12 protein-coding genes are annotated in these 12,542 nt (G+C 37.5%); 2 read left to right on the top strand and 10 right to left on the bottom strand.

All coding sequences use genetic code 11. The features are described from left to right. Positions 1-132 precede the first annotated feature (132 nt). Both ACSKY2_RS08415 and ACSKY2_RS08410 read left to right on the top strand, forming a co-directional pair. Positions 133-828, top strand: coding sequence for a phosphatase PAP2 family protein (locus tag ACSKY2_RS08415; RefSeq protein ID WP_489877441.1), 696 nt, complete (start codon positions 133-135; stop codon positions 826-828). Beyond that, entirely contained in the window at positions 788-1,300 is a 513-nt protein-coding gene (locus tag ACSKY2_RS08410; RefSeq protein WP_489840194.1) for an rRNA methyltransferase, read from the top strand. The genes ACSKY2_RS08415 and ACSKY2_RS08410 overlap by 41 nt, the downstream gene beginning before the upstream one ends. 358 nt (positions 1,301-1,658) lie before the next feature. Here ACSKY2_RS08410 and ACSKY2_RS08405 read toward each other — a convergent pair whose 3' ends face one another. From ACSKY2_RS08405 to ACSKY2_RS08360, 10 genes are all read right to left on the bottom strand, one after another. Beyond that, positions 1,659-2,534 carry an ROK family protein gene (locus ACSKY2_RS08405; protein WP_489877440.1) on the bottom strand — a complete coding sequence of 292 codons (876 nt, stop codon included), beginning with the start codon at positions 2,532-2,534 and terminating at the stop codon, positions 1,659-1,661. 30 nt (positions 2,535-2,564) lie between these two features. Further along, positions 2,565-3,986, bottom strand: a complete 1,422-nt coding sequence (locus ACSKY2_RS08400; RefSeq protein WP_489877439.1) for a glycoside hydrolase family 32 protein — start codon at positions 3,984-3,986, stop codon at positions 2,565-2,567. Positions 3,987-4,007: 21 nt separating this feature from the next. Further along, positions 4,008-5,300, bottom strand: a complete 1,293-nt coding sequence (locus ACSKY2_RS08395; protein ID WP_489840197.1) for an MFS transporter — start codon at positions 5,298-5,300, stop codon at positions 4,008-4,010. 139 nt (positions 5,301-5,439) lie between these two features. Continuing rightward, positions 5,440-6,423 carry a LacI family DNA-binding transcriptional regulator gene (locus ACSKY2_RS08390; protein WP_489877438.1) on the bottom strand — a complete coding sequence of 328 codons (984 nt, stop codon included), beginning with the start codon at positions 6,421-6,423 and terminating at the stop codon, positions 5,440-5,442. A 228-nt stretch (positions 6,424-6,651) separates the two neighbouring features. Continuing rightward, on the bottom strand, positions 6,652-8,031 hold the full coding sequence (gene rlmD, locus ACSKY2_RS08385) for a 23S rRNA (uracil(1939)-C(5))-methyltransferase RlmD (protein WP_489877437.1): 1,380 nt from the start codon (positions 8,029-8,031) through the stop codon (positions 6,652-6,654). 99 nt (positions 8,032-8,130) lie between these two features. Beyond that, on the bottom strand, positions 8,131-8,523 hold the full coding sequence (locus ACSKY2_RS08380) for a hypothetical protein (protein WP_489877436.1): 393 nt from the start codon (positions 8,521-8,523) through the stop codon (positions 8,131-8,133). A 132-nt stretch (positions 8,524-8,655) separates the two neighbouring features. Further along, entirely contained in the window at positions 8,656-9,840 is a 1,185-nt protein-coding gene (locus ACSKY2_RS08375) for an MFS transporter (RefSeq protein ID WP_489877435.1), read from the bottom strand. A gap of 151 nt (positions 9,841-9,991) precedes the next feature. Next, positions 9,992-10,537 (bottom strand): NADPH-dependent FMN reductase, encoded by a 546-nt coding sequence (locus ACSKY2_RS08370; RefSeq protein WP_489877434.1) that lies wholly within the window; start codon positions 10,535-10,537, stop codon positions 9,992-9,994. A 171-nt stretch (positions 10,538-10,708) separates the two neighbouring features. After that, entirely contained in the window at positions 10,709-11,761 is a 1,053-nt protein-coding gene (locus ACSKY2_RS08365; RefSeq protein WP_489877433.1) for a 2,3-butanediol dehydrogenase, read from the bottom strand. Between the two features lie 273 nt (positions 11,762-12,034). After that, the gene (locus ACSKY2_RS08360) at positions 12,035-12,511 is read right to left on the bottom strand and encodes a glutathione peroxidase (RefSeq protein ID WP_489840204.1); all 477 of its coding nucleotides are present in this window, start codon (positions 12,509-12,511) and stop codon (positions 12,035-12,037) included. Positions 12,512-12,542 lie beyond the last annotated feature (31 nt).

Raw genomic sequence — 12,542 nt, 5'->3', positions numbered from 1 at the left:
TCTTACTTTATCAAAAAAAGTCCGAGCTTTCAATATTCATCAAGGATTAAGAGAACTAATTATTATCCATATTTTTGAAACATTTTGTGCTAAACTAATAAAATGAGAAAGAAATAAGAGGGAGGAATTCAAATGAGACACCTACGTAAATTTGATTATCTACAATTAATTGTTGCATTTATTGGTTTGATCATTTTTTTAACAATGGCTATTGGCTATGTGTATCATCTAAGTTACATTACTTGGTTAGATCAATTTGGATTCCGACACTTAAGAGAACCGTTAACACCTGAAAGATCATGGTTTTTTCGTAATGTAACACGTGCTGGCAATACAAAATGGACCGCATTAGTGATGATTGTTACGGCAATTATTGCACTGTTGATTCGCAAACTAGATGTGGCCGTATTCATGGTTGTTAATGTTGGCGTCTTTGGTTTAGGTATGATGTCATTATTTAAGCATATTTTTCACCGTCCACGACCAGCCATTTATCATGTCATCGAACAATCTGGTTATTCATTTCCATCAGGTCATGCCCTAAACGCTGTTTTATTATACGGTTCACTTATCGTCTTAGTACATTACTATCTAAAATCTGAAGATAATCTCAGATATGCCTTTATGACACTTTTCGCCGGTTTAATCATCGCCATCCCTATTAGTCGCGTTTATTTAGGTGTACACTACTTATCGGATGTCCTCGCCGGTTTTGGTTTAGGGACCTTCTTATTAATTATGTCTAAAGAAATTATTTTTAAATATCGTACACGAGAGGTTTTCGAAAATGCGCTCAATCCAAAATCTAGTTCAAATATCATTGAATGAGTATCTCAATCCTGGTGATCTCGCCATTGATGCGACGATACGACATGGTGATATTACCCGATTTTTAGCAAGTCGTGTCGGTGATCAAGGTAAAGTCATGTCTTTTTCAGACGTCAAGTCTGAAATTGACGATGTTGCCACATCACTTTTCTTGAGTGGTTTAAATGAACGTGTTGACTTAATTAGTAAACATTTTACAGCTATGTCACCCTATTTAGACCCTACGCAACCTGTTGGTGCTGCTATCTTTCAATTAAGCAGACAAACTAATTTGACCGATGTACAAACGATTGCAAAAACGATCCTGATGTTTTTGAAGCCTGATGGCCTATTGTGCCTTCTTGGTGAAAATCACGTCTCACTTGATTCTTTCAAAGATTACTTTGCAAAATTACCTGAAAACTCGTATAGCATTTCTTACTATCAAGATGTGCTGACTCAAGAAAGTGCTTTAGTGATTCAACGTCATTAAAAAGAGTGCGATAAAAGACGCTTTGAAGTCGATTGTAACGATGATTAGGTAATTTTGGTTCGCAGTATAACGAAGAACCGGAAGTGCCTAATTATTGTTACAGTAAGGCTTCAGTCTTTTGGAACACGTTTAATGAGAGTGTGATAAAAGACGCTTTGAAGCCGATTGTAACAATGATTAGGTGATTTTGGTTCGCAATATAACGAAGAATCGGAAGTGCCTAATTGTTGTTACAGTAAGGCTTCAGTCTTTTGGAACACGTTTAATAGGAGTGCGATAAAAGACGCCAATCTATCAAAATTGATAGATTGACGCCTTTTTTAGCTGGTCATAGCAACTTTTATCTCATTCTCTTTTTTTAAGATAGCAATGATTTTGCTAAGTAGAAACATCCCAAGATACCAGCATCATCACCATGTTCAACATGCACAATATACTGATCTAGCTGACCAACTGGTAAATAATCAGCTAACTGTTCTGCAAATGACTTACGTACCATTGGCAACAAAATCTCACGATGTGGTACACCACCACCAAAAACAATTTTATCTGGCCGTAAAATCGTCGTATAAGTTACCAGTGCCTGAGCAAGATAATCAGCTTCAATTTCCCAAGCGAGATGGTCATCAGGCAATGACTTGGCTGACTCATGCCAACGTTCTTCAATAGCTGGTCCTGACGCTAATCCTTCCAAGCATCGATCACCATGAAATGGGCAATGACCAGCATATTGGTCTTTAGGATGTTTACGCATCATAATATGCCCTGCTTCAGGATGTGAATTACCACTCAATAAATGACCATGTTGAATAATGCCTGCACCAATGCCGGTACCAACTGTTAAATAAACGACATTTTCAGCATCCTTAGCTGCCCCTGAAACATATTCTGACCAACCAGCACCGTTGACATCAGTTGTCCAATAATAAGGTATATCACGCCATGCCTTCATTGCACCTAAAAAGTCATAACCTGACCAACCCCTCTTAGGTGTATCCAAAACATAGCCATATGTTCGACTTTGTGGATTAATATCAATTGGTCCAAAAGCAGCTATCCCAATAGCAGCAATATCTGGAAACTGATCAAAAAAAGTAATCACTTGTTTGATTGTTGCCGGACCATCCAACGTTGGAAAACTCTCTCGGGCGATGACTGTATCTGGATCATCCACATCAGCTACCGCAACAACAAATTTTGTGCCACCTGCTTCAATTGCTCCTAAAAGTGTCATTTCATTTCTCCTATTTTATCAATTTATTTTTTAATATTTAATCGCATTTTTCTCTAATTCATATGTCGTTGCTTGAACATCTGAAAAATTTGTTTTATTTAACACAACATCTGGATGAATTTCACTATAATAACGTTCTGTAAACACTGTTTCACCATCATTAACAAAGAACTCTACCGAACTACGATCAATCAATAGTTGCAATGTCATCGTTACTGTTGGCTTCACATACCCAACACGTTGGTCAGGACGATCTGATCTTGCAATCGTTAGTTTATTTTCTTGATGATCATAGTGCAAAGCAAGGACAATGTCATTTGCTGCCATAAATTTCAATGTATAATCTTCATCTGTCTTTAATTGCAATTGGATTTCATGACTATCAGCACCCGATACAACAAGTTGTTCCGTATCATTTTCTGTAAATGTGATGGCCTTTTCTGAGCCATTGATCCGTAACTGGGCAAGTTCAGCAACTGGATTCATATAAATATGATTGTCTTTAATCGTTAACTCTCTTGGAAAAGTTAATGCACCTGCCCAACCATCTGCCTGTTCTGGCATATCACTTTCCCACATCGCCATCCAACCAAACATCAACCGACGACCATCTGGTGCAAGCATTGTTTGACTAGCATAAAAATCATGACCATGATCTATCTCGATAAATTCATTTCTATCAAAATGAGCTGTATCTAAATCTAATTTACCAATCATATAACCTGTCTGATGTAAGTTCAGATATTTTTCATGATCTGGCTGAATGCCTTGTGGCGACATCAACAATATATCTTGCCCTGCAATTGAAAAAATATCAGGGCATTCCCACATGTAACCTTCTTTATCTGACGCACTAGCTTGCGCAATCGCACCTTCGTATGTCCAATTTAATAAATCCTTTGATGCATATAACAACACACGTCCAACTTTTGTCGACTTCGTTTGCCCCCCTAAAATGACATAATATGTGTCTCCATGTTGCCAAACTTTTGGATCACGGAAATTTGCTGTATTGTCACTTGGTGGCATCGAAATCACTGGATTGTTTTCATACTTTTCAAAATGAATACCATCTTGGCTAATCGCAATATTTTGATCCTCATAGAAGTCATCGTCGTCACCGCTGTCACCAAAATGATGACCTGTATACATCAAATATAACTTATCATCTTTAACAATGGCACTACCTGAGAAAACACCATTTTTTGAAATTGGCTTGGTTGGGGTTAAAGCAATTGGTAGTGATTCCCAATGAATCAGGTCCAAACTACGTGCATGTCCCCAATGCATTGGTCCCCATTCTGCACTATATGGATGGTATTGATAAAAGATGTGATAATACCCTTTAAAATAAACAAAACCATTGGGATCATTGATCCAACCTGCTGGTGCTGTCACATGAAAATGTGGTCGATATCGCGGATTTGTTACTTGTATAAATGTGTCATTCATCGTTAAAAATTCCTCTCTTACTTAAGCTGTTTTTCTTACTAGTGGTTCGCCATTAACATCTTGACTGTCTTTCTTAATGATAAAGAATGCATAGATACCTGCAATAATAACGATAATCGTAATAATGTGGAAAGTCATCGCATAACCTGAGTTATCACGCAACATACCCAGAGGTGTTGAAAGGAACACCTGACCTAATTGTGCGGCAACTTGGAATCCAATCATATACAGTGTTGCTGATAACTTTGTGTCAAAATGAAGTGTGAAATATCTCAAAATTGACAAGGTAAAGAGCGGTGTTTCAAATGAATGCAACATTTTAACACAAGAAATAGCGACTGGATTATCAATAAATCCACATAATCCGATTCTTATGGCCATAATTGTGATTCCTAATAATAATGTATTACGAACACCGATCTTATTCATAATAATTGGCACAACACCCATCATAATTGCTTCAACAAAAACTTGGATCGAGTTTAAGTTACCATACATTTGTTGTCCCTGTGCAACTGATCCAAATAGTCCAGCGTAAAAACTTGGGAACATTTGCTGATCAAAGACAGTATAGAAAGTCCATGTGAAAAAGATGAGAACAATAACACTCCAAAGATCACGCATCTTCAGCAAAGACAACATTTCTTTCACGCTTGGCACTGATTTTTCAGTTTCTTGGGCACTGCGCGCTCTTTCCTGTCGTTCAGCTTTGGGTACCCAAAGGCAAACATTAAGCAGTAGCAAAATACCAAAAATTGATCCAACCCAGAAATTCAAGTCAGGGTTAATAACAAATAAATGACCAGCCAATAGCGCCACAACAGCGTAACCAAACGAACCCCATGCACGTGCTTGACCATATTCAAATTTGAAAATGCGACTAAAACGTTCAACTAATGCTTCATAAATACCAGTTGTTGCCAAAAATCCAGCTGAAAGGAAGATTGAGCCAATCACCAACCCAACAGTAAAATTGCTGTGCAACATTGGTTCATAAGCGTAAATAAAGAATGGCCCTACTAACGCTGCACAAATACCACTAAATATTAACAAATGTCTTTTGATACCCAACTTATCTTGTAAAGTACCATAGAAGAACATCAGTATTAATGTCACTAACGAGTTAGCTGAATAAATGGTACCAACAGTACTACCATTCAAATTCAAACCACTTTTAGAAGTTAACCATAGTTGGAAAAATGACCACCAAATTCCCCACGACGCGAAGTACAAAAACATAGTAACTGAACTCTGAAGATAGGATTCATTTTTAAAAGATTTCATATATTTTGACACAAGACAACCCCCTAACATATAGATAAACTGTGCCATTCAGTAAAAATAAGATGTAATCGCTTTCACATGGTGTATTATAAACTCACTTTTTCATATATGTCAACCGGTTGATATAAGTAAAATAAAAAAAGACCAGTCACCTGGTTCTTTTAATTGACTATCTGATACCCGTTTCCCCATCCCATAAGGTTACTGGTAAGATATATTCTGTTTTCGTTTCATTCCCCGCAATACGCTTTAACAAAACATCCACCGCCGTTTTTGCCATTTTCTCAATAGGTTGTACAACTGTTGTTAACTCTGGCATCATATTTCGCATCAATTCAGTCCCATCATAGCCAACAACAAGTAGATCTTCTGGTATTTTTCGCCCACGTTCCTTTGCAATCGTTATAATAATCCTAGCATCCACATCATTTGAGACAAATAACGCTTCAACATCTGGATACATATCAAACAACCGTTGATAGCATTGGCGTTTTTCATCAAATGACAATCTAAAGTCAATTGTAAAGGTATGCGGCTCTAATCCATGTGCCGTCATCACAGCTTCATAGGCAACTCGTCGTCGATTTGCTGGCGTTTCTAACGATGTGGGCCCATTTGTATGAATAATACGTGTCACGCCAGAATTAATTAACTGTTCTGTTGCCAGAACACCCCCACTGTAATTATCAGATTCAACAATTGGAATATCACTATTCATGACGCGATCAATTGCGACGACTGGTAAATGACTATATTTATATTCTGCAATCCCTTGATTATGTGTTCCCACAATTAAACCGTCAACCTGACCAGCCAACAATTGATTTAAATAATCGATTTCTTTATTCACATCTTGCATCGAATTACCAATAATAACTTTAAAATGGCGTTGGTATAATTCATACTCCAAATAATCAACCAATTCACCAAAAAAGGGATTGGCAACAGTCGGAAAAATTAGCCCAATCAATCCTGTTTTTTGCTTAAATAACTGTCTTGCTGCTGCGTTAGGTTGATAATTCAATGTTTCCATTGCATCATGGACTTTTTTCAACGTTTTTTCACTTAAATAACCCCGATTATTCAGCACACGTGATGCCGTTGTTTTCGATACACCAGCTAATTTTGCAACATCTTCTAATTTTGGTTTCATATCTGATAACCATGTATCCCCTTCAAAATTTATTCTGACTCACTTTCCTACCATTCTCCCTGATATATTTCCCCACTATAATCATTGTATCAAAGCTGTTAATGATTCGCTTTTATTAACTTGCTTTAAAATAATATTTATAAAAAAAACGTTAAAAATATAAGAAAAAACTACCAATCTAAACTTGTCAGATTAGTAGCTCCTAAATTCATCTAAAAACGCTATTGCTTATTTATTATTAGGTTCAAACACTGTCACAACCTCGACATGTGCTGTTTGTGGAAATTGATCTAATGGTTGTACATCGCCTTTAATATGGAACCCCTTATCAATCAAATATTTTGCATCGCATGCCATTGTTGCCGGATTGCAAGACACATAAACAAAACGATTTGGTTGCATTGTTGTCACGGCATCTAACAATTCATTCGTTAACCCACGGCGGGGTGGGTCAACAAAAACAACATCGGCATGTAATCCTGCTTTTTGCCACCGACGCATTTGTTCAGGTGCATCCGCTGTCACAAAAGTTGCATTTGTCACATGATTATTTTCAACATTTTTCTGTGCATCAATAACTGCTCGTTCAATAACTTCTACACCAAGAACTTGCTTAACCTTGTTGGCTACTGTTAATCCAATTGTTCCGATTCCTGAATAAGCATCAATGACAACGTCGGTCGATTGTAGTTCAGCTTTTTCAGCAGCCAAAGCATATAACACTTCTGTTGTCTGTGGATTCACTTGATAAAATGAATTTGGTCCAATTTCAAACGTAATACCTAACAACGTATCATGAATTGCATCTGTTCCCCATAATGTGCGATTATCACCTGACATCAATAAATGTTGCGCTCGTGGATTATAATTTAATACAACACTACAAATACCTGGTACAACTGCTGCTATTTCTGCTGCAATTGCAGTTTCATCTTTAATCGTTGCTGTTTGTGAAACCAACACGACCATCAACTCGTGGCTGTAATAGCCACGGCGTACCATAATATAACGCATTTCACCTTGTTGTGTTGCGTCATCAAACACAGAAATTTGATGGTTATTCAATATATCGCGCACAGTGCCAATTGTCTGATCAATAATCGGATCATTCACATAATAATCGTGTAATGGCAAAATTTCACCTGGTGTTCGGCGTTTAATAAAGCCTGTTACCAATCGATTACCCACGCGTTTGATTGGCACAACTGTCTTATTACGGTAATGTTTGGGATTCGCCATACCAATCGTTGGTGCGATTGTTGCATCAATTCCCCTTGACTCATAAAATTTTCTAACTTGATTTTGTTTTAAACGCAATTGCGCTTCATAACGTAGATTAATGTAAGGTGCTATCCCAACATCTAGTAAATAATCCTTACCAATTTCAACGCGATCTGGTGATGGCTTCATTACCTTAATTACCTCACCACGAGCAAATTTTCTATTAACCTGTGTAATTTCAAATTGCACTATTTCATCTGGAAAAGCATTCGCCATATGAATCGGATAGTCACCTAACATGACAACTCCGAATCCATTATAAAGGACTTCTACTACTTGCCCTGTCAGTTTTTGCCCTAATCGAACAGGCATGATTGTATGACTCATATCTTCTCTCTCATTATCTTTAGCATTACTGTCTTTTATTATACTAGTTTCTTATCAGCAGGCAATTAATCTCAGTCAGTAGTTTTCTGATCATCTCAATTAATCAATTGAACAACCAATCAAACGACAGAGTTGTTGAATCATCCAAATCATGCTTGGTAAGGCGACACTCATACCAATTAACCATTTAAAAAACCGCATATCTGCCACAATTGTCTTTAAACCAACTTTTACCTCCGTCATATCTAATTTTAATTCCTGAACATTTTGCTTTAATTCGGTCACATCTTGTTTTAAATAGCGAACATCAATTTGTAACTCAGTCACACTACTTTTCAAAACTTGCACATCACTTTTTAATTCAGTAATTTCATGATTATAATGTGTACTATCATGTTTTAGAGCAGCAACATCATGTTGTAAATGTTTAAAGTCATCATCTTTAAAAGCCATAAAATCATCTATAGTCAGTACTTCTAAATTTGCTGCCATCTGAATATCCTCGTTCCTATTAGTGACCATTATTTTATCAAAACTAACTGGTGACGATCAGCGAAGTTTTAACCAAACTAAAAATGTTCCGTTAACGTTAACCAGCTGCCAACATCAACGGAACATACCTATTTACTCAAAAATTGTTTCATCACGTTCAACAAACCACATTAAACCAATAAAGATAACAATAGCCACTGCCATCACGGTATTCTGTAAAAACCAATGATCTAATTTCGCATACAGTACACCGTATGCCCATGGACCACCGGCAGCAATGAGATACCCACCCGTTTGTGCCATTCCTGACAATGCCGAACTTTCCAATGGATTACGTGTCCTAATGGCATAAGAAGTTACCATATAGACGAATACCGCCGTGCCACCAATACCGATAAAACTAGTGACAACAAACCACCAAATCAAACCAGCATGACGGTTATACATCATCAAAATGGCAATCAACCAAAGCATCGTTGCCCCAGTCGTAAATCGTAAGCGTTGTTGATAACCAGCTCGTTCTAAAAAATTGGGAACCAATATTGAGGCTGGTATACCAATCAACGACATGACACCAATTACCCAGCCAGATTGCGTTGCTGATAGACCTGTTTGTTGGGCAACGGTTGGTACCCAAGCAATACATGTATAAAAGACGGCTGATTGAATACCTGCCATCACTAACATTGCCCAAGCATATTTATTTTGCCAAGGATGTACTGACTCTTCTGCTTGCGTCACATGTTTTGCACTTTGTTTATTCGTTCGGTCAACATTAACCCGCATATGTAGCAACCAAGTGATCACAACTAACAGAACGATGACAGAAAGAAATAGAATTAGTGTCTGCCAACTATATGTTTTCGTAATGGGCACAGCAATAATTTGAAAAATTGCTGTCATCAAAGTCATTGTTGTGCTATACAATGATGTATATGTACCAATTTTATTCGGTGTAAATTTTACCAGTGTTGCTGGTAGCAATACATTAATAAAAGCAATCCCTACCCCGACTAAAATTGTTCCAATAAATAGCATTGGTGCGCTTAAAATACGCAAAAACGAACCGATAAATACCAAGCATAAGGCTACCAACAACGTCTTTTCAATACCAAATCGTCTCGTAAAATAACTCGTGGTTGGTGAAATAATTGCAAATGTTAATAATGGTAAAGTCGTTAATATACCTAGTTGACTGACTGGTAGTCCGAATGTATGCGCCACATTACTAATCACAACTGGAATTGTCGTGAAAGTTGCTCGCATAACAACACCCAGCAAAATAATACTTAATGTAAATAACCACTTCTTTTTCATATAGTGCCTCCATTGTCATTTTTAATCACTCATATTAATATAGAAAATTTACTAAAAATATACAAGTACCAACATGATTGATAAATAACAAAACAGACCTAAGCAGTTAATCCTCCTGCCTAGGTCTGTTTAGATTTGGCACTTTACCTAATTAAGCATTGTGCTTTGCTGCAAAGTCAGCAAATTGACCAGCAACGCCTGCCAAAAATTCTTTCGTACCTTCATTTGTAATCTTACCATTTTCATCAGAAATATCAGCTGTGTTACCAATATATAATTCTGGTTGGTGCATAATAGCCATATCCAAGAAATCTAATGAGTTACGCAAAACGTGATGAGCAGCAACACCTGAAATACCTGAAATTGATTGTGATGCAGGCAAAACTGGCTTACCACCCCAAACGCTTTGTCCCCAAGGACGTGAAGCAACATCCAAGGCATTCTTCAATGCGGCAGGCACACTACGATTGTGCTCTGGCGTTACCATGATAAATGCATCTTGTGCTTTAACAGCTTCACGGAATGCTGTATATTCGGCAGGTGAAGCTTCATCATAATCTTGGTTATACAATGGCAACTTTGCAATGTCCAAATAAGTCACTTCAGCATCTGCTGGCAAACCAGCAACCAATGCCTCAGCAACACCCAATGAGTATGAGTTCTTACGAAGTGACCCAACAATGATACCGTATTTCATGTTTAATTCTCCTTAAATTTGTTTATTATGTACAACAATTCATGCCGTTGGTACCAGTTTAACTTACTTTTACAAAGTTGTAAACACTTATTTTTAATAAGCTTAATAAACATAAAAGAGACCAAAGCTAACTCAAAGCCTTAGTCTCTCCTACATCATTGTTTGATTTAATTAATCTTCCTTTGTTAAGTCAATCAAGATTTTCGCTTGTGACTTATCTGATGATAGACGATCAAATCCCTTCTCAACAACATCATCCAGTCCAATAATATCGGTGATAACTGGCTCAACATTAATTTGACCTGAACTAACAAGGTCAACCGTTTGTTGGAATGTCTCACGTGAGTAAGCAATCGTTGAGGTCAACTTAACACCCGCATTCATCAACTGCATTGGGTCAAATGAAATTGGATGAGCAAAGATTGAGACAATAACTGCTGTACCACGTGCCTTAGTGACCGCAATCGCTTGTTCAAAGGTTGGTTGTACACCGGCAACTTCGAATGATACATCAGCACCACCACCCAAAATATCACGGACAGCGGCAACAGCATCATCAACCTCGCCAGGATTAACAACATCAGTTGCGCCCATTGTCAATGCTTTCTCCAAACGAACAGCTGACAAATCAACAGCAACAATCTTCGTTGCACCAGCAGCCTTAGCAGCTGCGGCAACTAACACACCGATTGGTCCAGCACCAAAAATGGCAACCTTTTCACCAAACTTCAAGCCACCTTCTTTAACGGCTTGTACAGCAACTGCTGTTGGTTCGATCGTTGCTGCTAACTTTAGTGAAAAGTCAGCTGGTAATGCATATAAGTTACTCTCTGGTACATTAACATGCGCAGCAAAACCACCATCACAACTTAAACCAATGAAGCTATAACCACCATAAACATCAATATCATCTGGCAATTCACCATGCGTAACCGTTGGATTTACAGAAACATGGTCACCAACTTTATAATGCTTAACATCCTTACCAACAGATTCGATCACTCCTGAGAACTCGTGACCCATTGTCAATGGTGCCTCACCACCAGTCAATTCATCAACTTTATCAACCGGGATAAAGACTGGTCCTTCTAAGTATTCGTGCAAGTCACTACCACAGATTCCTGCATAAGCCACGCGAATGACAACTTCATCATCCTTTGCAGGCTTTAAATCAACATCTTCAACACGAATGTCCTTTACACCATGCCATACTGCTGCCTTCATGTTAATACCCCCAATAACATATAAATGTTTAAAATAAATACTATCATCATCAATTCGCAAAAAAACATCTTGTGAATACCTACATTTTATCCCCTAATTTTACGGGTGACAACTCATACGAACCCCCTGAGACGGAACAATATAAATCCCGTTTTCAGGAAAGCCTAATGTAGCAACCACAAAAGTGATTATTTTAACAAGCAAACGTTTACACAATAGAAAATTATTTTTAAATTAATGTATTGGGTTGTTCTTAAAATCACATTTAAGCCATTAAACTGTTGTTTTTAATGCCTCTAATACATCATCAGTCATTTTATCTGGTGTCGTAATTGGGGCATAACGATGAAGCAATTGTCCATCACGTCCAATTAAAAATTTCGTATAGTTCCATTTGATCGACCCATTACCAGATTTATCTTTTAAATACGTAAATAATGCATCTTCATTTTTGCCATTGACCATTACTCGTTTGGTCATTGGAAAAGTCACCCCATAATGTACTTGGCAATAATCATTGGTTTCTTCATCTGTTGCCAGTTCTTGCTTAAACTGATTTGAAGGTAAGCCCAGCACAACCAATCCTTCATCTTGGTGCTCTTGATACAATTTTTCCAAACCTTCAAGTTGGGGCGCTAATCCACATTTACTAGCAGTGTTCACAATAATGATGACTTTGCCCGCAAAATCTTTCAAATCGATTGTTGCTCCGTTCATTTCCGTCTCTGTAAAATCATAAACTGTTGTCATTATTTTCCCTCTTTTCAAAATTAAACCGTTT

Source organism: Weissella sp. ESL1156, from assembly GCF_058505625.1.
Note: the sequence above shows the minus strand (reverse complement) of the source record. Positions and strands in the feature narration are given on the sequence as shown.